This is a genomic window from Brucella sp. NBRC 12950, from assembly GCF_030268145.1.
In the GTDB taxonomy this organism is placed as follows: Bacteria; Pseudomonadota; Alphaproteobacteria; order Rhizobiales; family Rhizobiaceae; genus Brucella.
Genome location: NZ_BSQC01000004.1, coordinates 143798 through 169115, shown reverse-complemented (window position 1 = coordinate 169115; position 25318 = coordinate 143798). Strand labels below are relative to the sequence as shown.

Here is a 25318-nt window from a genome sequence, read left to right as displayed (position 1 = left end):
CTTGTTTTCGGTGATTGGGATATCACCGATGAAAAACAGATTTGTTTCTCTAAAAAAACCGGTCTCGCCAGATCTCAATAAAAGGCCGGTCTTGGGATACGGTAAATGGTATCCGCCCCGCATCCAGCATAAAAACGTTCCGCACAAAGTTTTGTTCCTGAAAACAGCTGCAAATTTAGCCGGTTTTATGTGTTTCGCTTGTCGCAGGACGATTTCTGATTTACCCGATGGCACATGAAGATACTCGCCCTCGATACCGCCTCTTCCTGGTGTGCTGCCGCAGTCTATGATTCCGGCACAAATACAGTTCTTGCTGAAATCAGCGAGAATATCGGCAAGGGACATGCTGAAGTCCTGATGGACTATATTGGGCAGGCAATGACGCAATCCGGAATTTCTATGACCGAACTTGATCGTGTAGCTGTCAATGTCGGTCCTGGTTCCTTTACCGGCGTGAGGATTGGTGTGTCGGCCGCACGCGGTTTTGCACTCGCACTTGATCGCCCGGCACTTGGCGTAAGCGCGTTTGATGCACTCGCGTCTGAAGTTGCAATAAGCCATCCAGGACAGCCGGTTCTGGTTTTGCTTGAAGCGCATCGTGGTGAGATTTATGCGCAGGCCTTTGGTGCTGACGGGGTGGCCATAACTGGCCCGATGGTGCTGGCGCGTGAGGAAGCGCTGGCGCTTATTCAACAGCAATCTTCCGACACGATTCTGTCGGGTTCGGCTGCCGCTGCGCTCAATGAAACTCTAGCAGGTTCTTTCAGTGTTGCGCGCGGTGAGCCGACAGCACACATCGGCACTTATGCAAAGCTCGCAGCCTTGCACGAGCCGGGTGAGGCCCCTAAGCCGCTTTATATGCGTGGCCCTGATGTGAAGCCGCAGACGGGTTTTGCACTGCCGCGCAAGGCAGGCGGGGAATAGCGTCATGATGAGCTTTGTGCTTGGACGCTTTGGCCGCAGACCTGTTTCAATTGAGCCGCTTGGCGCACAGGACAGCGGCGAAATCCAACGTATTCACGCGCTGGCTTTTCATCATGGCTGGAGCTCGGACGATTTCCGCTCGCTGATTGCGCAGGATTCGGTGTTCGGCTTTGTTGCGCGGCCCGAGGGTAAGCCCGGCAAGGCATGTGGCTTTGTGCTGGCGCGACTGGTTGCAGGCGAAGCGGAAATTTTAACGATTGCGGTTTCTGATGAGGTGCGCAAGCGGGGTGTCGGACGCTCGATGATGGATGCGGTGCTGCGTTATCTCTATCAGGAACGCGCAGATACGCTGTTTCTGGAGGTTGATGAAAACAACATCGCGGCACTCGTATTGTATCGGCGCATGGGTTTCAACAAGGTCGGTGATCGCCCTGCTTATTATGAAACAACCAATGGCCGCTCGTCGGCTTTCATTCTGCGACGCGATCTGGTGAGACCACAATGATTGGTGCAATCCGCATCGTTCTGGTTGTTGCAGCGATGGTGACGCTGAGCTTGTCGCTTATTCCCGTGCAGTATGTTTTTCTGAAACTGAAAAACACATGGAAACGCCGCCTGCCGAATTTTTTTCATCGCATTGTAGCGCGCCTGTTTGGTTTTCGGATCGCGATTGTCGGAGAAATGCCGGAAGGCCGACCGCTGCTGCTGGTCGCCAATCACACATCATGGAGCGATATTGTCGTTCTTTCGGCGACAGGGCAGGTGTCATTCATCGCCAAGTCCGAAGTCAAAAGCTGGCCGGTATTTGGATTCTTTGCAGTGCTGCAGCGCACCGTCTTCGTTGAGCGTGAACGGCGCGGCAAGACCGGCGAACAAACATCCGACATCGCCAGGCGTCTGGCTGATGGCGATGCCATGGTGCTGTTTCCCGAAGGCACGACATCGGATGGCAATCGTGTCTTGCCATTTAAAACCGCACTTTTTGGTGCTGCCCATGCAGCAATCCGCGAAGCCAGCGTGCCGGAAGTGATCGTGCAGCCGGTAGCAATTGCCTATACTGGTGTGCATGGCATGGCGATGGGCCGTTATCATCGCCCGATTGCCTCATGGCCGGGTGATGTTCAGTTGATGCCACATCTCAAGGGCATCCTGCGCGAAGGTGCCATCGATGTTGAAGTGCGCTTCGGTGAGCCGATTGTGGTAACCGCCGATACGGATCGCAAAGCGCTTGCCCGCTCCATGGAAAACCGGGTGAGGGCGCTTTTGCAGACGTCGTTGCATGGTCGCGAGATCGCGGAAGATTAAGAGCGTAAGTTTGTCGCCTTTTAATGCCGTGATAAAAACGCTAGATAGCCGCCATGAGCGAAAACATGACCGATATTCAAAAAGCATCAGATGGCAGCAACACACGTAAGGTCTTTGTGAAGACCTATGGTTGCCAGATGAATGTCTATGACAGCCAGCGCATGGCCGACAGCCTTGCACAGGAAGGCTATGTCACGACCGATACGCCGGATGATGCTGATTTGGTTCTGCTCAACACCTGCCATATTCGCGAAAAGGCATCGGAAAAGCTTTATTCAGCGCTGGGTCGCCTGCGCAAGATGGCTGATAAACGAGGACCAAATGGCAAGGAATTGACCATTGGTGTTGCCGGTTGCGTCGCACAGGCTGAAGGTCAGGAAATCCTGCGCCGTGCGCCCAATGTCGATCTGGTGATCGGACCTCAGACCTATCATCGTTTGCCGAATGCGCTTGCGCGCGTGCGTGGCGGCGAAAAGGTTGTCGAAACCGAATATGCCATCGAAGACAAGTTCGAACATCTGCCCGCACCAAAGCGCGAAGAAACCCGCAAGCGTGGTGTCTCGGCTTTTCTGACGGTTCAGGAAGGTTGCGACAAGTTCTGTACGTTCTGCGTAGTGCCCTATACGCGTGGTTCGGAAGTCTCGCGCAGTGTTGCGCAGATTGTTGCTGAAGCAGAACGCCTAGCCGATAGCGGCGTGCGCGAACTCACGCTTTTGGGTCAGAACGTCAATGCATGGCATGGCGAGGGTGATGATGGTCGCGAGTGGGGGCTTGGTGAGCTTTTGTTCCGCCTTGCACGCATCCCCGGTGTGGCGCGTTTGCGTTATACGACCAGCCATCCGCGTGACATGGACGACACGCTGATTGCAGCGCATCGCGATCTTCGTCAGCTGATGCCTTACCTGCATCTGCCGGTTCAGGCGGGTTCGGATCGTATTCTCAAGGCGATGAACCGTCGTCACAAGGCTGATGAATATATCCGCCTTGTCGAGCGTATCCGTGAAGTGCGCCCGGATATGGCTCTATCGGGTGATTTTATCGTCGGCTTCCCCGGCGAAACTGATCAGGATTTTGAAGATACGATGCGTCTGGTGCGCGAAGTGCATTATGCGCAGGCCTATTCGTTCAAATATTCGCCGCGTCCCGGCACACCCGGGGCGGATCTTCCCGACCATGTGGAAGAAGCAGTCAAGGATGAACGCCTGCAACGTCTTCAGACGCTGTTGAACGAACAGCAATATGCGTTTCAGGATTCGCTCGTTGGCCGTGAAATGGATGTGCTTCTGGAAAAGAAGGGCCGTTTCGACCGTCAGATGGTTGGCCGTTCGCCATGGCTATTGCCTGCGATCATCGATGACAATGAAGATCAGGTCGGTGAAATCATCCGCGTAAAAATTACGGGGACTGGCACCAATAGTCTTATTGCGCAAAAGCTTGTCTAAGCGCATGATGTCATTCAGGCAGTAGTCGCGGTGTCTCGAGTTTCGTACCGAACATTCTGCCGGTACTGCGATTGCAATGCGTGAACCTTAGGGAGATGCGGTTGAGCGCTACGGAAAAGTTAAAGCCTGCCAAGCCAACCATTCAAACGCAAAACAGCCCGACTATAACCCCGGTTACAAGCTCAGCTTCTGGGGCCTCCGATATGGCTCATATCGTCCTCACATTCGACAATAACCGTCTTGCCAGTGCGCTTTACGGCCAGTTCGATGAGAACTTGGCGCGTATCGAGCAGAAGCTCGGTGTCGATGTGCGTTCAAAGGGCAATCAGCTTTCGATTCGTGGAGAACCCACCGCCACCGAACAGGCACGGCGTGCGTTGGATAATCTCTATGAAACTCTGCAAAAGGGCCATGAACTTGGACCGTCAGATGTTGATGGTGCTCTTCGCATGGCGATTGCTGCCGACGATCAGCTGACACTGCCGACCCTTGAAAACAAGGGCAAGCTTTCGTCGGCGCAGATATCCACCCGCAAGAAGACGATCTTTGCCCGCACCCCGGTTCAGGACGCCTATATGCGTGCCTTGGAACGCTCGGAGCTGGTTTTTGGTGTCGGTCCTGCGGGTACGGGTAAAACCTATCTGGCGGTCGCCCATGCAGCCATGTTGCTGGAGCGCGGTCTTGTGGAGCGCATCATTCTTTCTCGTCCGGCTGTTGAAGCAGGCGAGCGTCTCGGCTTTCTGCCGGGCGACATGAAGGAAAAGGTCGATCCTTACCTTCGCCCGCTTTATGACGCGCTTTACGACATGATGCCTGCGGAAAAAGTCGAACGCGCTATTACAGCTGGCGTGATTGAAATCGCTCCGCTTGCCTTCATGCGTGGCCGCACGCTTGCGCATTCGGCCGTCATTCTCGATGAAGCGCAGAACACGACATCCATGCAGATGAAGATGTTTCTGACACGTCTTGGTGAAGGTTCGCGCATGATGGTCAATGGCGATCCAAGCCAGATCGATCTTCCGCCCGGCCAGAAATCCGGTCTCGTTGAGGCGCTTCGAGTTCTCGAAGGCGTGGATTCTGTGGTCAAGGTGCGCTTTACCGAGAAAGATGTCGTGCGCCATCCGCTGGTGGCTGCAATTGTCGGCGCTTACGACAATGATGCAAAAAAGCACGCACGGTCGGAATGATTGAAGATTAGTCTTGCATTCCTGTGAGACAATGACGATCTAAAAATATTACGTCCGCTTTCAGGCGGACGTCTCTTTTAACAACTGGAAGGATAGAGCGGCTGTTTCATCGCAAGCCGCGACAGAAGTGTCAGACAACGCGATCCAAATCGATATTATGATCGAAGCCGGCAACTGGCCGGATGAAACAGTCCTTGAAGGGCTTGTGAAACGCTCCGTTGAGGCGGCCTGGGATAATCTCCGGTTGAAGCCTGCAGAGAGCGAACTCAGTCTGGTTTTTACAGACGATGCTTCAATCCGGAAGATCAATGCCGAGTGGCGTAACAAGGACAAGCCGACCAACGTGCTGTCCTTCCCAGCTTACCCTGTAAAGGCTGGCGAGCAGCCTGGCCCGATGCTTGGCGATATTATCGTCGCACGGGAAACGGTGGAACGCGAAGCTATCGAAGAGGGCAAACCACTCGATAACCATCTTTCCCATCTCGTGGTGCATGGCTTTTTGCATCTTTTGGGATACGATCACGAGACGGAAGAGGAGGCCGAGGAGATGGAACGCCGTGAGCGCGAAATCCTTCATGCTCTTGCCATCCCTGACCCTTATGCTGTATCCGATTTAAACGTTGAAACAGATTGATCATGGCTGACCAAAACAATTCCTCGACCGCTGGCGATAGCCGAAGCGACACACAAGACGCCGAAGGGCAAAGTACGCAGCGCTCACAATCGAGCGAAAAGCGTTCCCTGCTGGCAAATATTTTCCCGTTCATGCGTTCGCGTCAGTCATCTTCCTTGCGTGAAGATTTGGCTGATGCGCTTTCAAGCACCGAAAGCGAACAAGACTCCGCTTTCTCGCCTGAAGAAAAGGCGATGCTTCATAACATTCTGCGCCTGCGTGAAATCCGCGTCGAAGACGTGATGATTCCGCGTGCGGATGTCGTGGCCGTTGAAATCTCGACGCCTCTTTGGGAAGTGCTCGAACTGTTCGAAAGCTCGGGCCATTCGCGTATGCCGGTTTATGCCGAAACGCTGGATGATCCGCGCGGCATGATCCATATCCGAGATGTTCTTAATTATATCACTAAGCAGGCCCGTCAGAAGACGAGCCGCCGAACGACCGCGCGCAAGACTGCAGAGACAAGTGCTGCCAAGTTTGACATGGGCCGGATCGATCTTACCAAGACGATTGGTGAACTTAATCTGATGCGTAAGGTTTTGTTCGTACCGCCATCGATGATGGCAAGCGGACTGATGGCGCGTATGCAGGCAACCCATATCCAGATGGCGCTGGTCATCGATGAATATGGTGGCACAGACGGTCTGGCTTCGCTGGAAGATATTGTCGAAATGGTCGTCGGCGATATTGAAGACGAGCACGACGACGAAGAAATAATGATCGCCGAAGAAGCAGACGGCGTTTTTGTTGTTGATGCTCGTGCTGATCTTGAGGAGCTGACTCAGAAGATCGGCCCTTCCTTTGAAGTGGGCGAGCATGGCGAGGATGTCGACACTGTCGGCGGCCTTATCTTCTCCGTTCTCGGGCGCATTCCAGTACGCGGTGAAGTGGTTCAGGCAATTCCGGGATATGAGTTCCATGTGCTGGAAGTTGACCCGCGTCGTGTGAAGCGGGTTCGTATTGTACCTCTTTCAGAAGCTGATCGTCGCAGGCAGTTGCGTGCCGTAACCACACCCAAGACGGATGAAGGCGTTTCCGATAGCACGCCAGAAACAACGGAAGCGTCCAAAGAGGCCTGATGATCAAGGGGCTTGCGGGGAAAATAGCGTCTTTAAGCGGCTGGCGTCGAGCATTGGTTGCTTTTATCAGCGGCGCCATTGCGACGCTGACGCAGCCTCCCTTTGATGTTTTCATCGCAGGCTTTTTCGCCTTCCCTCTGCTTGTCTGGCTGATGGATGGCGCTGTTCCCGACGCGAACAAAGGCCCGATAAAACGCTTTTTCCCGGTTGGCCTCATCGGCTGGTGGTTTGGCTTCGGCTATTTCGTGTCCGGTCTCTGGTGGATCGGGTCGGCCCTTCTGGTCGATGCGCGACAGTTTGCCTGGGCCATACCACTTGCCGTTTTAGGCCTTCCGGCGTTTCTTGCCATTTTCTACGGACTGGCTGCGATGATCGCTCGGCTGTTCTGGTCCGATGGTATGGGGCGTATTTTCGCTGTCGCACTTGGCTTCGGCTTCACCGAATGGTTGCGAACCTTTGTTTTCACGGGTTTTCCGTGGAATGCATTGGGCTATGCCGCGATGCCGACACCAATGATGATGCAATCGGTGGAGATTATCGGTCTTGTTGGCATGAGTGCGCTTGCAGCGCTTGTCTTTTCTGCACCGGCGCTGCTCAGCGGCGGGAAACTGGCAAAGACGGGGATGGGGCTGGCAGCGCTGCTTGTGGCCGCTCATATCGGCTTCGGCTTCTGGGTCTTGTCAAACGCGCCTGCACTCGACACAGACCGCACAACGCTCTCGATCCGTATTGTGCAGCCTTCCATTTCGCAAAGCCTGAAGTGGGACAACAACGAGCGTCGCGCAATTTTTGACAAATTCATTGCGATGACCGAACAGGCGCCAAAAAACGGCAATCCAAGGCCGGATGTCGTGATCTGGCCGGAAACTGCGGTTCCCTATATTCTGTCATCGACACCAGAGGCGCTCGCGCGTATTGCCGATGTGGTCGGTGACGATCAGGTTTTGCTGACGGGTGCCGTGCGCGAAGAACTCGTGCCGCGCCGCGACCCGCGTTATTATAATTCGATCCTGACGATCAACGGCGATGGAAAAATCATCGATTACACTGACAAAGTGCATCTTGTTCCATTTGGTGAATATTTGCCATTTGAGCAGATTTTGCGCAGTTTAGGTCTTCAGGAAATCGTGGAGATGCCAGGCGGCTTTACTGCCGCAAAGGCGCGCCACGCCATCAACGTAATGGAAGGCCAGACCTTCCTGCCGCTCATTTGTTATGAAGCAATTTTCCCTGACGAGCTTTCCTATACTGGACGCAAGGTGACTGCGATCGTCAATGTTACCAATGATGCCTGGTACGGTGACACGCCGGGACCTTACCAGCATTTCCGACAGGCACAGGTGCGTTCGGTTGAACAAGGCCTTCCGTTGGTGCGTGCAGCAAATAATGGTATTTCAGCAGTCGTCGATGCCTATGGTCGAATCATAGAGCAACTTCCACTCGACGCCGTTGGCGTCATAGATGCTTATCTTCCCGAAGAACGTGTCCCATTTTGGGGCAATGCACCCGGTGGTAAGCAGGCTCTTTCTATCCTGTTAACCTTACTCGCCGTATGCGTGTGCATGCGGCTGCCAATTGGCAGGCGTTTTCATTGACACGACAATTTTGTTAAGCTGTTATGGTCGCGCGGTGACGGTTTCTTGCGCAAACCTGTCAGACTACCTCCCACAATGAATTTTATCGCTGTTCAGATGAACAGGACATGAATGAAAGCTCGCAGTTGCGAGGAGTGAAAGCTGTATGATTGAGAATAAAAAGAAACCCAACCCCATCGACGTGCATGTTGGCAGCCGCATCCGCCTTCGCCGCAATATGCTGGGTCTCAGTCAGGAAAAATTAGGCGAAAGCCTCGGCATCACTTTCCAGCAGATCCAGAAATACGAAAAAGGCACCAATCGCGTCGGTGCAAGCAGACTTCAAGCTATTTCTTCTATCCTTACCGTTCCTGTTTCTTTCTTTTTTGAAGACGCGCCTGGTTCCAGTGCGACAACGCCCGGTGGTTTTGCTGAGGACAATGAAGCGACTTACGTCGTTGATTTTCTCAATTCGAACGAAGGTGTGCAGCTAACGCGCGCATTTACCAAGATTTCGGATCCTAAAGTACGTCGTAAAATCATTGATCTTGTGAAGTCTCTCGCTGCAGAAGGCGAATAAGGCGTAATTTGTTCACAAAAGCGTATGCCGGGAGGATTTTTTCCGGCATCGCGGTGTTGCAACAAGAATATGCATTGACGGTCCAATCCCAACTTCGCTAACACATTGATGTGCCCGGAACGTAATGAAACAGTTCCGGGCGCTACTGTGTTTCCATGGCGGACATTCGTTCCGTTGGATTTTCAAGAGGGGTTACCCGTGTCGCGCAGTTCTTATCTCTTCACCAGCGAATCCGTGTCTGAAGGTCATCCAGACAAGGTTTGCGACCGTATTTCCGATGAAATCGTAGACATGATTTACAAGGAGGCGCGCCGCACCGGCGTCGATCCTTGGTCTGTTCGCGTTGCATGTGAAACGCTTGCCACCACCAATCGCGTGGTCATCGCTGGCGAAGTACGCGTGCCTGACACTTTCCTGAAGAAGAATAAGGACGGCACCATCGCGCACGACGCGGCGGGGCATCCACTGATTAATCCTTCTCGTTTCCGCTCGGCAGCGCGCAAGGCGATCCGTGAAATCGGTTATGAGCAGGACGGCTTTAACTGGCGTACGGTGAAAATCGATGTGCTTCTGCATCCACAATCTGCCGACATCGCGCAGGGTGTGGACAACGCATCTGATCGTCAGGGCGAAGAAGGTGCAGGCGATCAGGGCATCATGTTCGGCTATGCCTGCCGTGAAACCCCAGATCTCATGCCGGCACCGATCTACTATTCGCACAAGATTCTCGAAAAGCTTGCCGAAGCCCGCCACAAAGGTGAAGGCGATCCAGGCAAGCTCGGCCCTGACGCCAAGAGCCAGGTGACGGTTCGTTACGAGAACGGTAAGGCCGCTGAAGTCACGCAGATCGTTCTTTCGACGCAGCATCTCGAGGCCAGCTGGGATTCGAAGAAGGTGCGTTCGGTTGTCGAGCCTTACATTCGCGAAGCGCTTGGCGATCTGCCGATTGCGGCAAACTGCAACTGGTACATCAATCCAACCGGTAAATTTGTCATTGGCGGCCCGGATGGTGACGCCGGTTTGACCGGCCGCAAGATCATCGTCGACACTTATGGCGGCGCAGCACCGCACGGCGGCGGTGCATTCTCCGGCAAAGACACGACCAAGGTTGACCGTTCGGCTGCTTATGCTGCGCGTTATCTTGCCAAGAACGTAGTTGCGGCCAATCTCGCAGACCGTTGCACGATCCAGCTTTCCTATGCCATTGGCGTTGCCCAGCCGCTTTCGGTCTATGTTGACCTGCACGGTACCGGCAAGGTTGACGAATCGGCGGTTGAGGAAGCGCTGCGCAAGGTCATGGACCTGTCGCCAACCGGCATCCGCAAGCATCTAGATCTCAACAAGCCTATCTATGCCAAGACCTCTTCTTACGGCCATTTTGGTCGCAAGGCTGGTCGTGATGGTTCCTTCTCCTGGGAGAAGACCGATCTTACCAAGGCATTGAAGGCAGCACTATCAGCCTGATTGATTACATTTCCAGCAATACTGCGCAGCGGTTTTGCATAGGATAATGCGTAAAAAAGAGTTAGAGCGGTTCCCACGATACCGCTTTAACTGGAACAGCGATAAATGACCGATGAATCCCATCCAGTACGCGCGGCCGGAAACTTTTTCGGCCGCCGTCATGGCAAGCCACTCCGCCCACATCAGAATAATCTTTTCGAAGATTTGCTGCCGCGTCTGAAACTGGACCTCGATACACCTGCGCTGCAGGATTTGAGGACATTGTTTGAAGCGCCGGTTGAGAATGTGCGCATGGAAATAGGCTTTGGTGGTGGCGAACATCTCTATCATGAGAGTGGGCGCTATCCGCAGTCGGGCTTCATTGGTGTCGAGCCTTTCGTTAATGGTATGGCCAAGATGCTGGCGGCCCTTCATGAAGCGCCGCGCGCCAATCTTCGTCTCTATGATGAAGATGCGACCGATGTGCTGGATTGGCTGCCTGATGCATCGCTTTCTGGCATCGATCTTTTCTATCCTGATCCTTGGCATAAGCGTCGCCACTGGAAACGGCGCTTTGTCAGTGATGCAAATCTTGATCGTTTCGCGCGTCTGCTGAAGCCAGGCACGAAGTTCCGCTTCGCTTCCGATATCGAACATTACGTCAACTGGACGCTGCAGCACTGCCGCAGGCACCCGGCGTTCGAATGGCAGGCGGAAGGCCCGGATGACTGGAATAACGCCTATGAAGGCTGGCCAGGCACGCGCTATGAAGCAAAGGCTTTCCGTGAAGGACGCGTTGCTGCCTATCTGACATTCATCAGGCTTTGATGGTTGGTTGAATTGCGGCCTCAATTGCGGCCTTGAAAAAATCCGCATCAGCTGGTATATAAGTTTCAAATTCTTGGTCGTTTGAACAAGAGTGGGCCCTCCCGGACCCGCTCTTTTTTGTTAACTACGGCTCTGTGAAAAAGGTTTATCGAGTGACGGAACAGGAACAGGCAATTGAGGCCGTAAACGCAGATGAGCGTATCATTCGCGAAACGGGCGTCGATGCAAAAGTAGCAGGCATTGTGGAGCCGGTGATCAATACGCTGGGTTTCCGCCTTGTGCGCGTGCGCCTTTCCGGCCTCAATGGTCAGACGCTGCAGATCATGGCCGAGCGTCCAGATGGCACGATGACAGTTGAGGATTGCGAATTGTTGAGCCGCACCGTGGCTCCGGTTCTCGATGTCGAAGATCCGATCAGCGGCAAGTACCATCTTGAAATCTCGTCGCCGGGTATTGATCGTCCGATGGTTCGTAAGTCCGATTTCAGCGATTGGGCGGGACATATCGCAAAGGTCGAGACCTCGATCGTTCATGAAGGACGAAAGAAGTTTCGCGGTCGCATCGTGGTCGGTGATGCAGATTCCATCGTGATCGAAAGTGATCAGATTTCATACGGTAATGAACCGGTTGTTCGCATCCCGTTCGATCTGATCTCCGATGCGCGTCTGGTTCTGACCGATGAACTCATTCGCGATGCGCTGCGCAAGGACAAGGCCCTGCGGGAAGGCCGCATTCCCGGAGATGGTCTGGGTGATGGGCGCGGAGACGAGTCGACCGAAGACAATCAGGAAGCCGCTTCGACGGAATCCGAAGAGAAGTAAGTTTCAAAGTGAGTTTCAGGCGTCCGGTTCCTAAAGGCGAACGGATGCGTCACCAAGGAGAGACCTATGGCAGTCAGTGCAAACAGGCTGGAACTTCTGCAGATCGCCGATGCGGTTGCACGCGAGAAGTCGATTGACCGTGAGATCGTTCTTGCGGCCATGGCCGATGCGATCCAGAAGGCTGCGCGTTCGCGTTACGGTCAGGAAAGCAACATCCGCGCCGACATCAATGCAAAGTCCGGTGAGATCAAGCTTCAGCGTCTGCTCGAAGTGGTCGAGACTGTTGAAGACTATTCCACGCAGATTTCGCTGTTCACTGCGCGCGATCGCAATCCAGATGCGCAGGTTGGTGATTTCATCGCCGACCAGCTGCCGCCAATGGATTTCGGCCGTATTGCCGCCCAGTCTGCCAAGCAGGTTATCGTGCAGAAGGTGCGCGAAGCCGAGCGCGACCGCCAGTATGACGAATTCAAGGATCGCGTCGGCGAAATCGCTAACGGCACCGTCAAGCGTGTTGAATATGGCAATGTGATCGTTGATCTTGGTCGAGGTGAAGCAATCGTTCGTCGTGACGAACTGATCCCGCGTGAAGCTTTCCGTTATGGCGATCGTATCCGCGCTTATGTTTACGACGTTCGTCGCGAACAGCGCGGCCCGCAGATTTTCCTGTCGCGTACGCATCCTTCTTTCATGGCGAAGCTTTTCACCATGGAAGTGCCGGAAATCTACGACGGCATCATTGAAATCAAGTCGGTTGCTCGTGACCCAGGTTCGCGCGCCAAGATCGCTGTGGTTTCACGCGACGCATCGATTGATCCGGTTGGTGCCTGTGTCGGTATGCGCGGCTCTCGTGTTCAGGCTGTTGTTGCCGAACTGCAGGGCGAAAAGATCGACATTATTCCTTGGTCGCCAGATGCAGCTTCCTTCATCGTCAACGCGCTTCAGCCTGCTGAAGTTGCCAAGGTTGTTCTTGATGAAGACGCAGAACGTATTGAAGTTGTCGTTCCGAATGACCAACTATCACTAGCAATCGGTCGTCGCGGTCAAAACGTGCGCCTTGCTTCGCAGTTGACAGGCTGGGATATCGACATCCTGACGGAAGACGAAGAATCCGAACGTCGTCAGAAGGAATTTGCCGAGCGTTCAAACCTGTTCATGGAAGCCCTCAACGTTGATGAGATGGTTGGTCAGGTTCTGGCTTCTGAAGGCTTTGCCTCAGTTGAAGAACTGGCATATGTCGAGCCGGGCGAAATTGCCTCGATCGACGGCTTTGATGAAGATACCGCTGGTGAAATTCAGGAACGCGCCCGCGAATTCCTGGAGCGCATTGAAGGCGAACAGGATGCCCGCCGCAAGGAACTGGGTGTTGAAGACGAACTTCGCGAGCTTCCAGGTCTGACAACAGCCATGTTGGTTGCCGTCGGCGAGGACGGAGTGAAGAATATCGAAGACTTTGCTGGTTATGCTGTTGACGATCTCGTCGGCTGGCGTGAACGCAAGGACGGAGAAACCGTTAATCACAGCGGTATCCTCTCTTCCTTCGATGTTTCACGCGTTGATGCTGAACAGATGATCCTGACTGCTCGCTTGAAGGCTGGCTGGATCACTGAAGAAGAGCTCGTTGCGGTTGAAACCAACGACGAGAGCGAAGCTGGCGAAGAAGAAGTCGCTTCGTAAAAAGACAAGAGACGGCATTGCGGTTGCGCCCGGAGCAATTCGGGCGCAATTTATGGCGTTTTAGAGTTTCGTATTGAGAAGTGGCGTCAGCTCTGCTAGGTCGCTGCCAGTTTGGTAATAAGTAACAGGCATCGATGGTAAAACCGAGTTTGCGTGCGGAGCAGGATATGAATGATAGAACCTGTATCGTCACGCGGGAAAGCGGATCGGCAGATGATCTGATCCGGTTCGTTGCTGGGCCTGATGGTTCGGTTGTACCTGACCTGAAGCGGAATTTGCCGGGCAGAGGTTGCTGGGTCAAGGCGGAACGTCGTCTTGTAGACGAAGCCGTCAAGCGCAAGCTTTTTGCGCGGGCGCTGAAAGACGATGTGAAGCCGCAAGCAGATCTTGGCGCGCTGGTTGACCAGCTGTTGACGAAGTCTGCACTCGGTAGTCTCGCGCTGGCTCGTAAATCCGGTGCAGTTGTATCTGGTTCCACTAAGGTGGATCAGGCAATTCGTTCCGGTGCTGCGGCATTGGTTTTACATGCGCAGGAAGCCGCTTCTGATGGCGTGCGTAAACTGGATCAAGCCCGCCGTGTGGTGGTGCGTATGGATGGCCCCGAAATCCCGGCCTTCACTCTTTTTAAGGGAGAAGAAATGGATTTGGCATTTGGGGGTGGAAATGTGATACATGCAGCCGTGCTCGACGGAAAGGCAGCAGCCGGGGTCGTGCAACGGTTGCTTTTATTGCATCGTTATCGTGGCGAAAGCCCATTGAGTTGAAACGGCAGTCCGACACTGCTGAGTTATAAATTGGTAGAGCGGTTCTCTTAATCCCGACGAGACGGGATCCGCTCTGGAGCATGAACCGGATAATCGGCCTGGTTGGCCTAACCGGATTGTGCGCTAAAGTGGATGACCGGAGCATTATTCAAAATGATCTGATCGCGTTGGATAATGCTCGGGTAAAGCGGCTGAAGCCGCGAAGGAAACGGAAACGTAATGAGCGATAAAACAAACGACGACAAGACGCTGAGCGTCAACTCCAAGAAGACGCTGACCATTAAGCGGCCAGGCGTTGAGCAGAGCACCGTGCGCCAGAATTTCAGCCACGGCCGCACAAAGGCTGTCGTCGTTGAGACCAAGAAGCGCAAGTTCTCACGGCCTGATGAGAAGCCTGAAGCGGAAGCACTGGCACCGAAGCCAGCAGCGCCTGCTCCGGCAGCTCCAGCACCTGCGGCCGCGCCAGCACCAGCTGCAACAACGGCTCCCGTTGCTGCGCCGGTACAAGCTGCACCTGCTCAGCCAGTAGCCAAGGCACCGGCCCCGGCTGCTCCTGCAGCACCGCAGCCAAAGCCTGCTGCTGCCGCACCGGCGGCTCCGCGCCCACAATCAACACAGCAGCAGCCACGTCATCAGCAGCGCCCTGGCCAGCAGCAACAGCGTCCTCGCCAGTCTGATCGCTCGGGCATGGTGCTGAACACGCTGTCTCGCTCCGAAATGGACGCACGCCGTCGTGCGCTCGAAGGCGCGTTGGTTCGTGATGCAGAAGATCGCGTTCGCGCAGCTGAAGAAGCCAAGCGCCGCGCTGAAGAAGATGCACGCCGCGCCAAGGAACGTGAAGAATCCGCTCGCCGTCAGGCGGAGGAAGAAGCCCGTATCAAGGCAGAAGCAGAAGCCAAGGCTCGTGCCGAGGCTGAAGCTGCCAAGCGCGCTCCACAGACCGAAGCACGCACCGAGCGTCGTGACGATGCGCGTCCTGCGCCGCAGGGCGGACGTCCGCAACATTCCGGTCGTCCACAACATTCCGGTCGTCCCGGTCAGGGTCAAGGCCAGGGACAGCGTCCGGCATCGCCAGCGATTGCCGACGTTATTCCAACAGCCAATAAACCTTTGCCTCAGAGCCAGCAGCGCAAGCCGGGCGGTTCCGTCGATGACGATGATCGTCGTGGTCCAGCCGGCGCACGTCGCAGCACTCCAGCAAAGCCTGAAGTGCGCGCACCGAAGGTTGTTAAGGGTGAAGATGACCGCCGTCGTGGCAAGCTGACGATCTCCAGCAATCTGGAAGATGAAGGTCGTTCGCGTTCGCTGTCGGCGATGCGTCGTCGTCAGGAAAAGTTTAAGCGTTCGCAGATGCAGGAAACACGCGAAAAGATTTCGCGTGAAGTGACCATTCCTGAAACCATTACGCTGCAGGAACTTGCACAGCGTATGACCGAGCGTTCGGTTGATATCATCAAGTACCTGATGAAGCAGGGCCAGATGATGAAGCCAGGCGACGTCATCGATGCGGATATGGCGCAGCTGATCGCTGAAGAATTTGGCCACACCGTCAAACGCGTTGCTGAATCGGACGTTGAAGAAGGCATCTTCGATGTTGCTGATAACGAAGGCGCATTGGTTTCACGTCCTCCGGTCGTAACCATTATGGGTCACGTCGATCACGGCAAGACCTCGCTCCTCGATGCTATCCGTCACGCAAACGTCGTTTCGGGCGAAGCTGGTGGCATCACGCAGCATATCGGTGCTTATCAGGTCGAACAGAACGGCCAGAAGATCACCTTCATCGATACGCCAGGCCACGCAGCCTTTACGGCAATGCGCGCTCGTGGTGCTCAGGCGACCGATATTGCGATCCTGGTGGTTGCAGCAGACGATAGCGTCATGCCGCAGACCATTGAATCGATCAATCATGCCAAGGCAGCTGGCGTTCCGATCATTGTTGCAATTAACAAGATCGACAAGCCTGAAGCCGATGCGCAGAAGGTTCGTACACAGCTGCTCCAACACGATGTTTTTGTGGAAACCATGGGCGGTGAAGTGCTAGACGTCGAAGTTTCGGCCAAGAACAAGATCAACCTCGACAAGCTGCTTGAAGCAGTTCTGTTGCAGGCTGAAATCCTTGATCTCAAGGCTGATCCGACACGTACGGCTGAAGGTGTGGTTATCGAAGCCCAGCTCGACCGCGGTCGTGGTTCGGTTGCAACCGTTCTGGTTCAGAAGGGTACGCTGCATCCGGGCGACATCATCGCTGCCGGTAACGAATGGGGCCGTGTACGCGCTCTGGTAAACGACCATGGCGATCATGTGAAGGAAGCTGGACCTGCTATGCCGGTCGAGATCCTCGGTCTCCAGGGTACGCCGCAGGCAGGTGATCGCTTCGCAGTTGTTGCCAATGAAGCCAAGGCTCGTGAAATTGCCGATTATCGCCAGCGTCTTGCCCGCGATAAGGCTGTTGCACGTCAGACAGGCCAGCGTGGCTCGCTCGAGCATATGATGAGCCAGCTTCAGTCTTCGGGTACTAAGGAATTCCCGCTCGTCATCAAGGGTGACGTGCAGGGTTCGGTCGAAGCGATTATTACCGCTCTCGACAAGCTTGGCACAGACGAAGTGCGTGCCCGCATCGTTCATTCGGGCGCAGGTGGTATCACGGAAAGCGACGTGTCGCTGGCCGAAGCCTCCAATGCCGCGATCATCGGCTTCAACGTTCGTGCCAACAAGCAGGCGCGTGATGCAGCTGATCAGCAGGGTACTGAAATCCGCTACTACAACATCATTTACGATCTGATCGAAGATGTTAAAGCAGCAATGTCCGGTCTTCTGTCACCAGAACGCCGTGAAACCTTCATCGGTAATGCTGAGATTCTCGAAGTCTTCAACATCACCAAGGTCGGTAAGGTTGCTGGTTGCCGTGTGGTTGACGGTAAGGTTGAACGTGGTGCAGGCGTCCGCCTCATCCGTGACAACGTGGTTATCCACGAAGGCAAGCTCAAGACGCTCAAGCGCTTCAAGGACGAAGTGTCGGAAGTGCCTATGGGCCAGGAATGCGGTATGGCGTTCGAAAACTACGACGATATCCGCGCTGGCGATACGATCGAAGCGTTCCGCGTCGAACACATTACCCGTACGCTTTAATAGCATTATGCCGTGTCGCCCTATCATGGGCGGCACGGCTTTCTTACATTTCCGTTGCCCGGTTCCGAGGGTCTGACTCCCATCTGAATTGTGGTAGATTGCGCTTTATTGCGCTTACCAGTTTGTAGCCATTTTGTCGGCCAGCCTTTCGGGACTGAGCGCCGATTGATGGCTGTTTATCGAGGATACAGCTATGGCACGTTCTCCAGATCCAAAAGGCTCAGGTGGCCTTTCCCAGCGCCAGCTCCGTGTGGGCGAACAGGTGCGTCACGCATTGGCTCAGGTTCTTCAGCGCGGAGAAATTCGCGATGACGTAATCGAGCGTACGGTTATTTCGGTGTCGGAAGTTCGCATGTCGCCTGATCTCAAGATCGCGACCTGCTTCATCACACCGCTGGGCAGCACTGATGTACAGGCTGTGATCAAAGCATTGGCTGCAAACGCGAAATTCATTCGCGGTCGCATGGCTCCAAGCCTCAGCCAGATGAAATATATGCCGGAATTCCGTTTCCGCGCAGATACCAGCTTTGATAATTTTTCCAAGATTGATGCGCTTCTCCGTTCGCCGGAAGTGGCGCGTGACCTTGGGCATGATGAAGATGACGGCGAGGACGCAACCTCCCGCAATGGAGACGAATAAAGCATGGCAAGACGAGGCAAGAAAAAAGGTCGTCCGGTTTCCGGCTGGGTCATTTTTGACAAGCCGAAGGGCATGGGATCGACCGAAGCGGTCTCGAAGATCAAGTGGTTGTTCAATGCCGAAAAGGCCGGCCATGCCGGTACGCTTGATCCTCTTGCCTCGGGCATGTTGCCTATTGCTCTGGGTGAAGCCACCAAAACCGTACCTTACGTCATGGATGGAACCAAGGTTTATCGTTTCACAGTGACATGGGGCGAGGAACGGTCGACCGACGATCTTGAAGGTGTTGCCACCAAAAACTCAGATAACCGCCCATCGCGTGCGGCTGTCGAAGCGCTGCTGCCTAATTATACAGGCGTTATCTCGCAGATTCCGCCGCAGTTTTCGGCTATCAAGATTGCAGGCGAACGCGCCTATGATCTGGCGCGTGAAGGTGAAACGGTAGAAATTCCGGCGCGTGAAGTCGAAATTGATCGCCTCGAAATTGTCGAGTTTCCGGACGCAAATCGCACCGAATTCGAAGTCGAATGCTCCAAGGGCACCTATGTTCGCTCGCTTGCGCGCGATATGGGCCGTGATCTCGGCTGCTATGGCCATATTTCGGATTTGCGTCGCATCGAAGTTGCTCCTTTCACCGATGAAGATCTGGTAACTCTGGCAGAGCTCGAAGAAGCGTGGCCTCCGCTGCCGCCGAAAAAGGAAGAAGGCGAGGCCGATGCCGAGATTGTTGAGCAGCCAGCAGCACGTCGCGACTTCTCGGCAATGGATGCCCTGATCATCGATACCGGTGCCGCACTAGATTGCCTGCCACAGGTTGCCCTGTCTGACGATCAGGCACAGCGCGTTCGTCTCGGTAATCCCGTGATCATTCGTGGCCGCGATGCGCCACTTGAAGCGGATGAGGCTTGCGTGACGTCGCATGGCAAACTGCTTGCCATTGGCTACATTGAGCATGGTCAGTTCAAGCCAAAGCGCGTGTTTACAGCGGGCTAAACTGGTCTCTCAAAAGTTGGGGCATATTTCGGACTGGTATTTCTGCCAAATTTGAACTATATGCCCCTTCAGCGATCGTACATAATGTACGTCAGATCGTGTAAATGGCCCGCGCTGGACGACATCCCGGCCTGGGCGTCTGTTTTTCCTCTCATCAAGAAAGGGTGTACGATGTCGATTACTGCTGAGCGCAAGCAAGCACTTATCAAGGAATACGCCACCAAGGAAGGCGATACCGGTTCTCCTGAAGTACAGGTTGCGGTTCTTTCCGAGCGTATTGCCAACCTCACCGAACACTTCAAGGGCCACAAGAATGACAATCATTCGCGTCGCGGCCTTCTGAAGCTGGTTTCGCAGCGTCGTCGTCTTCTTGACTATGTCAAGGGCATCGACCAGGCACGTTACCAGGCGCTGGTTTCCCGTCTGGGTCTGCGCCGTTAACGGTAAAATCGGGCGACGTCTCAAAACGTCGCCCTTTTGATTTAAGGCGCCTCCCGAAAAGTGCGAAGCGGTTTTCGGACAAGATGCGCAAAGTGTATTCCAAGGATGAGCGGATAGCCGCTTTCCAATAGCGAATGCGATTATATTGGGCGTATGCCCACTGGCATGAGACGGCGCACCGGGTGCATTCCGTCATGCCGATGACGAGCCATAAGGCTCATGACCTGGACCAGTCATGGGGCAGGATTGCAGGTAGTTCGTGCCAGAGAATATTCGCAAATGAATGTTCCGACACGTAACGAACTTCCCGTTGTCTTGCCCGTGGCCTGTCCGCCAACCGAGGTGATGTCTTCAGGCGCTTTTGCGCGGCATCGCCACAAGAGGACAAGATATGTTCAATACCCACAAAGTAGAAATCGAATGGGGCGGTCGTCCGCTCACACTCGAAACCGGTAAGATCGCACGTCAGGCCGACGGTGCAGTTCTGGCAACCTATGGTGAAACCGTCGTTCTCGCGACTGTGGTTTCTGCCAAGGAACCAAAGCCAGGCCAGGATTTCTTCCCGCTCACCGTCAACTATCAGGAAAAGACCTATGCCGCTGGCAAGATCCCTGGTGGTTACTTCAAGCGTGAAGGCCGTCCGAGCGAAAACGAAACGTTGGTTTCGCGCCTGATCGACCGTCCGATCCGTCCGCTTTTCGTTGATGGCTACAAGAACGACACACAGGTTGTTCTGACTGTCGTTCAGCACGACCTCGAAAACAACCCAGATGTCCTGTCGATGGTTGCAGCTTCGGCAGCACTCACCATTTCCGGCGTTCCTTTCATGGGCCCGATCGGTGGTGCACGCGTTGGCTACATCAACGGCGAATATGTTCTGAATCCGAACATCGACGAAATGCCAGAATCGAAGCTTGATCTGGTTGTTGCCGGTACTTCTGACGCCGTTCTGATGGTTGAATCGGAAGCACAGGAACTCTCCGAAGAAGTCATGCTCGGCGCCGTTATTTTCGGCCAGAAAGGATTCCAGCCAGTTATCGATGCGATCATCAAACTCGCTGAAGTTGCTGCCAAGGAACCACGCGACTTCCAGCCGGAAGATCTGTCGGACCTTGAAGCTAAGATGCTTGCAGTCGTTGAGACCGATCTGCGTGATGCCTACAAGATCACCGAAAAGCAGGCTCGTTACACAGCTGTTGACGCTGCCAAGGCCAAGGCGAAGGCTCACTTCTTCCCTGAGGGCGTTGAAGAGCCAGAATTCTCGGCTGAAAAATTTGCAACCGTGTTCAAGCACCTGCAGGCTAAGATTGTTCGTTGGAACATTCTCGACACCGGTAGCCGCATTGACGGTCGTGACCTTTCGACCGTTCGTTCGATCGTTTCGGAAGTTGGCCTTCTGCCACGCACGCACGGTTCGGCGCTCTTCACCCGCGGTGAAACGCAGGCAATCGTTGTTGCCACGCTCGGCACCGGCGAAGACGAACAGATGATTGATGCATTGACGGGTACCTACAAGGAATCCTTCATGCTACACTACAACTTCCCACCGTATTCGGTTGGTGAAACTGGCCGTATGGGTTCGCCAGGCCGTCGTGAAATCGGTCATGGTAAGCTCGCATGGCGCGCAATCCACCCAATGCTGCCAGCTGCTGAACAGTTCCCTTACACGATCCGTTCGGTTTCCGAGATCACCGAATCGAATGGCTCGTCCTCGATGGCTACTGTTTGCGGCACCTCGCTGGCGCTGATGGATGCAGGCGTTCCGCTGGCACGTCCGGTTGCCGGTATCGCCATGGGCCTGATCAAGGAAGATGAGCGTTACGCTGTTCTTTCCGACATCCTTGGTGATGAAGATCACCTCGGCGACATGGACTTCAAGGTAGCTGGAACTGAAAACGGCATCACCGCGCTTCAGATGGACATCAAGATCGACGGTATCACCGAAGAGATCATGAAGGTTGCTCTGGAACAGGCTAAGGGCGGCCGCGTTTACATTCTTGGCGAAATGGCTAAGGCCCTTTCGACCTCGCGTGAAGAACTCGGTGAATTTGCTCCACGCATCGAAGTGATGAACATTCCGACCGACAAGATCCGTGATGTTATCGGTTCGGGTGGCAAGGTTATCCGCGAAATCGTTGAAAAGACTGGCGCCAAGATCAACATCGAAGACGATGGTACGGTCAAGATCGCTTCGTCGAACGGCAAGGAAATCGAAGCCGCTAAGAAGTGGATTCACTCGATTGTTGCTGAACCAGAAGTTGGCGAAATCTACGAAGGTACAGTTGTTAAGACTGCTGACTTCGGCGCATTCGTAAACTTCTTCGGTCCACGCGATGGTCTGGTTCACATCTCGCAGCTGGCTGCCGACCGCGTTGCCAAGACCACTGATGTGGTCAAGGAAGGCCAGAAGGTCTGGGTCAAGCTCATGGGCTTTGACGAGCGTGGCAAGGTTCGCCTGTCGATGAAAGTCGTCGATCAGGAAACCGGCAAGGAAGTCGTTGCAGAAAAGAAGGCAGAAGCTGACGCTGAGTAAGCGTCGCATCTTCTGTTAACCGAGAAAGCGCGTCCATGTGGCGCGCTTTTTGTTGCGCATAGAGCGATTGATCGGCATGGGTGAAGCATGATGACACCGGCACAACAGACACTCTTTCTCCCCTTCTATCAGGACATCCTGGATATGCCTGTAGAGGGTCAATCGTACCTTGCCTGCGGCTTGTCTGCGAATCGGAATCTTGAGGCCGAATGGAAACAGGCACTGACTTTCCTGCAACCCTGGCGTCCCGACTGGCTGGCACTCAACAAGGAAGGCTTCAACGCAATTCCTAGATTGGCACCAGAATTAGACGAGGAGAGCCGTTATTCTGGGGGGCTACTTCTGCTCGGAAAACATCGCGGACGCAATGAGGCATGGTTTGCGGAGCTTCTGGCGCGTGTTGAACCGGGTGGGTGGATCGTGGTGTGTGGCGACAAGAAGCTTGGTGTCGATAGTTTTCGCAAATGGGTCAGTAATATCGCTGAAATCAGCGATCGCCTCTCAAAGAACCATGCGGTGGCCTTTTGGCTGCAACGCCCTGCTGACCTGACAAATGATTTTATCGATGCTCTGAAGCCGCTGGCGACAGATATTGATGATGTGTTCCGCACAGAGCCGGGTATGTTCTCGCATGGCGTGATCGATAAAGGCTCAGCTCTGCTGGTGCCGCATATGGAAAAGATCGTCTTTGGTCAGGTCGCCGATCTTGGTGCTGGCTGGGGTTATTTGGCGGCGCAAAGCCTCAAATATGCTGATCGTCTTAAGGGTATCGATCTTTTTGAAGCTGATTACGAAGCACTGGAGGCCGCGCGCGGCAATCTGGAGCGTCTTGGTGCATCCGTGCCGATTTCGTTTAATTGGTTTGATGTGACGAGTGAAAAACTGACCGGCATTTACGACACGGTGATTATGAACCCGCCGTTTCACGAGGGACGGGCAACCGAAGTGTCGCTCGGTCAAACCTTTATCGCAGCCGCCGCTTCACGGCTGAAAACCGGCGGACGACTGCTGATGGTAGCGAACAGGCAATTGCCTTATGAGGCGACACTTAAAAGCTTGTTTAAGAACGTGACTGTTCTTGAGGAAGCGAACGGCTTCAAAATATTAGATGCTAAGAAATGAAACAAAAAAGCCGCCTCGAAAGGCGGCCTTTTTATCAAGCTTATGAGACTTATTCGCCGCGTGTGTCAGCCGAACTCTTCAGTTCTTCCAGCGTTGGCATCGAAACGATGTTGTAGCCCGAATCCACATAGTGGATTTCGCCGGTTACACCACTCGAAAGATCCGACAGCAGATAAACAGCCGATTTGCCCACATCATCGATATCGACAGTGCGGCGAAGCGGTGAGTTACGGCGCTGATAGCTGAAGATTGCGCGTGCATCGCCAATGCCGGCACCGGCCAGCGTGCGAACCGGACCAGCCGAGATCGCGTTGACGCGGATACCCTGCGGACCGTAATCGGCAGCGAGATAACGAACCATCGCTTCAAGAGCAGCCTTGGCGACGCCCATAACGTTGTAGTTCGGGATAGTGCGCGTGGAACCGCCATAGGTCAGCGTCAGGATCGAGCCGCCGTCCTTCATGAGCTTTTCTGCACGCTGTGCCATTTCCGTGAAGGAATAGGCAGAGATCACCATAGTGCGGCTGAAATTATCGCGCGTGGTGACGTCTGCGTAACGTCCCTTCAGCTCCGTCTTGTCCGAAAAGCCAATGGCGTGAACGATGAAATCGAGCTTTCCCCATTTCTTCTCGATTTCAGCGAAAACTGCGTCGACCGAAGCAATGTCTTCCACATCGCAAGGCAGCACCATATCCGAACCGACCTGTTCGGCCAGCGGCTTGACGCGTTTACCGAGTGCATCGCCCTGATAGGTAAATGCGAGTTCGGCACCCTGCGCTGCGAGCTGCTTAGAAATTCCCCATGCGAGTGAGTGGTTATTCGCGACCCCCATAATGAGGCCGCGTTTACCTTGCATCAGACCTTCCATATTGTCCCTCTCCGTCAGCCCTGATAACGCTGGAACACCAGCGTGGCATTGGTGCCGCCAAATCCGAAGGAGTTGGAGAGCACGGTATTGAGCTGAGCATTGTCGATGCGCTTGCGAACGATAGGCATGTCCGCGAAGGCAGGATCCAGTTCTTCGATATGAGCGCTTTCGCAGATGAAGTTATTCTGCATCATCAAAAGCGAGTAGATTGCTTCCTGAACGCCGGTTGCACCGAGCGAATGGCCGGTCAGCGACTTGGTCGCTGCGATTGGCGGGCAGGCATCGCCTGAGCCAAAGACCTGACGAATCGCTTCGATTTCCGGAGCATCGCCTGCTGGCGTCGAGGTTGCGTGTGGGTTGATGTAATCGATCTTGCTTGTGACGGTCGAGAGCGCCATCTTCATGCAGCGGACCGCGCCTTCGCCTGATGGTGCTACCATGTCGTAGCCGTCAGACGTTGCACCGTAGCCGACGATTTCGCCGTAAATCTTCGCACCGCGAGCAAGGGCTGTTTCAAGATCTTCCAGCACGAGAACGCCTGCACCGCCAGCAATAACAAAACCGTCACGGTTTTTGTCGTAAGCGCGCGAGGCGGTTGATGGCGTTTCATTATACTTGGATGACATGGCACCCATTGCGTCGAACAGCACCGAAAGCGTCCAGTCGAGGTCTTCACAGCCGCCCGCAAACATGCGGTCCTGCTTGCCGTACTGGATCATTTCAAACGCATTGCCGATACAATGGTTCGACGTCGCACAAGCCGACGAGATCGAGTAGTTGATACCCTTGATCTTGAAGAATGTTGCGAGCGTGGCCGATGCCGTCGAGCTCATAGCTTTCGGCACTGCAAAAGGACCGACGCGCTTTGGGCCTTTTTCACGGGTGATATCGGCGGAATCGACGATCGTGCGTGTCGAAGGACCACCAGAACCCATGATGATGCCGGTACGATCATTGGAGACCTGCTCCTCCGAAAGACCTGCATCGGCAATCGCCTGATCCATAGCGACGTGATTCCATGCCGTACCACGACCATGAAAACGCATTGCGCGGCGATCTACGAGCGCTTCAACGTCGATTTTCGGCGCGCCGTGCACCTGGCAACGGAAACCGAGTTCGGCATATTCTTCAGCACGGGAAATGCCGGATTTGGCTTCACGCAGAGAGGTTGTTACCTCTTCGGTGTTGTTTCCAATCGAGGATACAATCCCCATACCCGTTACGACCACACGCCGCATCGCGTTCTCCTTTACACCTGTTCCGTGTGATCAACCCGTGAAGGTTGACCCTTG

22 protein-coding genes are annotated in these 25318 nt (G+C 54.4%); 20 read left to right on the top strand and 2 right to left on the bottom strand.

Annotated elements, in window-relative coordinates; all coding sequences use genetic code 11:
- The first annotated feature begins 234 nt into the window (after positions 1-234).
- The 20 genes from tsaB (at position 235) to QSJ70_RS08075 (ending at position 23158) form a co-directional block, all read left to right on the top strand.
- The gene (gene tsaB / locus QSJ70_RS08170; protein ID WP_285535694.1) at positions 235-924 is read left to right on the top strand and encodes a tRNA (adenosine(37)-N6)-threonylcarbamoyltransferase complex dimerization subunit type 1 TsaB; all 690 of its coding nucleotides are present in this window, start codon (positions 235-237) and stop codon (positions 922-924) included.
- 4 nt (positions 925-928) lie between these two features.
- Positions 929-1429 (top strand): ribosomal protein S18-alanine N-acetyltransferase, encoded by a 501-nt coding sequence (rimI, locus tag QSJ70_RS08165; protein ID WP_215775877.1) that lies wholly within the window; start codon positions 929-931, stop codon positions 1427-1429.
- Entirely contained in the window at positions 1426-2229 is an 804-nt protein-coding gene (olsA, locus tag QSJ70_RS08160) for a lyso-ornithine lipid O-acyltransferase (RefSeq protein WP_215775878.1), read from the top strand. The genes rimI and olsA overlap by 4 nt, the downstream gene beginning before the upstream one ends.
- 53 nt (positions 2230-2282) lie before the next feature.
- Entirely contained in the window at positions 2283-3671 is a 1389-nt protein-coding gene (gene miaB, locus QSJ70_RS08155; RefSeq protein ID WP_105519106.1) for a tRNA (N6-isopentenyl adenosine(37)-C2)-methylthiotransferase MiaB, read from the top strand.
- A gap of 101 nt (positions 3672-3772) precedes the next feature.
- Entirely contained in the window at positions 3773-4858 is a 1086-nt protein-coding gene (locus QSJ70_RS08150; protein ID WP_171380001.1) for a PhoH family protein, read from the top strand.
- Between the two features lie 127 nt (positions 4859-4985).
- Positions 4986-5492, top strand: coding sequence for an rRNA maturation RNase YbeY (gene ybeY / locus QSJ70_RS08145; protein ID WP_215775879.1), 507 nt, complete (start codon positions 4986-4988; stop codon positions 5490-5492).
- A 2-nt stretch (positions 5493-5494) separates the two neighbouring features.
- Positions 5495-6610, top strand: a complete 1116-nt coding sequence (locus QSJ70_RS08140; protein WP_113485512.1) for a hemolysin family protein — start codon at positions 5495-5497, stop codon at positions 6608-6610.
- Positions 6610-8205, top strand: coding sequence for an apolipoprotein N-acyltransferase (gene lnt / locus QSJ70_RS08135; protein WP_215775880.1), 1596 nt, complete (start codon positions 6610-6612; stop codon positions 8203-8205). The genes QSJ70_RS08140 and lnt overlap by 1 nt, the downstream gene beginning before the upstream one ends.
- Before the next feature lie 145 nt (positions 8206-8350).
- Positions 8351-8764: a helix-turn-helix domain-containing protein gene (locus QSJ70_RS08130; protein WP_215775881.1), complete on the top strand. Its 414-nt coding sequence runs from the start codon at positions 8351-8353 to the stop codon at positions 8762-8764.
- Between the two features lie 198 nt (positions 8765-8962).
- Positions 8963-10228: a methionine adenosyltransferase gene (metK, locus tag QSJ70_RS08125; protein ID WP_215775882.1), complete on the top strand. Its 1266-nt coding sequence runs from the start codon at positions 8963-8965 to the stop codon at positions 10226-10228.
- Between the two features lie 105 nt (positions 10229-10333).
- Positions 10334-11035, top strand: a complete 702-nt coding sequence (gene trmB / locus QSJ70_RS08120; protein WP_113496124.1) for a tRNA (guanine(46)-N(7))-methyltransferase TrmB — start codon at positions 10334-10336, stop codon at positions 11033-11035.
- Positions 11036-11187: 152 nt separating this feature from the next.
- Positions 11188-11856: a ribosome maturation factor RimP gene (gene rimP, locus QSJ70_RS08115; RefSeq protein ID WP_285535685.1), complete on the top strand. Its 669-nt coding sequence runs from the start codon at positions 11188-11190 to the stop codon at positions 11854-11856.
- A gap of 66 nt (positions 11857-11922) precedes the next feature.
- Entirely contained in the window at positions 11923-13533 is a 1611-nt protein-coding gene (gene nusA / locus QSJ70_RS08110) for a transcription termination factor NusA (protein ID WP_007872824.1), read from the top strand.
- Between the two features lie 134 nt (positions 13534-13667).
- Positions 13668-14297 (top strand): RNA-binding protein, encoded by a 630-nt coding sequence (locus QSJ70_RS08105; RefSeq protein WP_083898612.1) that lies wholly within the window; start codon positions 13668-13670, stop codon positions 14295-14297.
- Positions 14298-14516: 219 nt separating this feature from the next.
- On the top strand, positions 14517-17429 hold the full coding sequence (infB, locus tag QSJ70_RS08100; RefSeq protein WP_285535682.1) for a translation initiation factor IF-2: 2913 nt from the start codon (positions 14517-14519) through the stop codon (positions 17427-17429).
- 193 nt (positions 17430-17622) lie between these two features.
- Positions 17623-18069, top strand: coding sequence for a 30S ribosome-binding factor RbfA (rbfA, locus tag QSJ70_RS08095; RefSeq protein ID WP_007872832.1), 447 nt, complete (start codon positions 17623-17625; stop codon positions 18067-18069).
- A gap of 3 nt (positions 18070-18072) precedes the next feature.
- Positions 18073-19062 carry a tRNA pseudouridine(55) synthase TruB gene (truB, locus tag QSJ70_RS08090; RefSeq protein WP_285535681.1) on the top strand — a complete coding sequence of 330 codons (990 nt, stop codon included), beginning with the start codon at positions 18073-18075 and terminating at the stop codon, positions 19060-19062.
- A gap of 171 nt (positions 19063-19233) precedes the next feature.
- On the top strand, positions 19234-19503 hold the full coding sequence (gene rpsO / locus QSJ70_RS08085) for a 30S ribosomal protein S15 (protein ID WP_007872840.1): 270 nt from the start codon (positions 19234-19236) through the stop codon (positions 19501-19503).
- A 391-nt stretch (positions 19504-19894) separates the two neighbouring features.
- Positions 19895-22036 carry a polyribonucleotide nucleotidyltransferase gene (gene pnp / locus QSJ70_RS08080; RefSeq protein WP_215775884.1) on the top strand — a complete coding sequence of 714 codons (2142 nt, stop codon included), beginning with the start codon at positions 19895-19897 and terminating at the stop codon, positions 22034-22036.
- 87 nt (positions 22037-22123) lie between these two features.
- On the top strand, positions 22124-23158 hold the full coding sequence (locus QSJ70_RS08075; RefSeq protein ID WP_285535677.1) for a class I SAM-dependent methyltransferase: 1035 nt from the start codon (positions 22124-22126) through the stop codon (positions 23156-23158).
- 49 nt (positions 23159-23207) lie between these two features.
- On the opposite strand, the gene fabI is transcribed toward QSJ70_RS08075, so the two are convergent.
- Together fabI and fabB are read right to left on the bottom strand one after the other, a co-directional pair.
- Positions 23208-24026, bottom strand: coding sequence for an enoyl-ACP reductase FabI (fabI, locus tag QSJ70_RS08070; RefSeq protein ID WP_064322306.1), 819 nt, complete (start codon positions 24024-24026; stop codon positions 23208-23210).
- Between the two features lie 14 nt (positions 24027-24040).
- A complete protein-coding gene (gene fabB, locus QSJ70_RS08065; protein WP_007872853.1) occupies positions 24041-25264 on the bottom strand; it encodes a beta-ketoacyl-ACP synthase I in 1224 nt (407 codons plus the stop codon).
- Positions 25265-25318 lie beyond the last annotated feature (54 nt).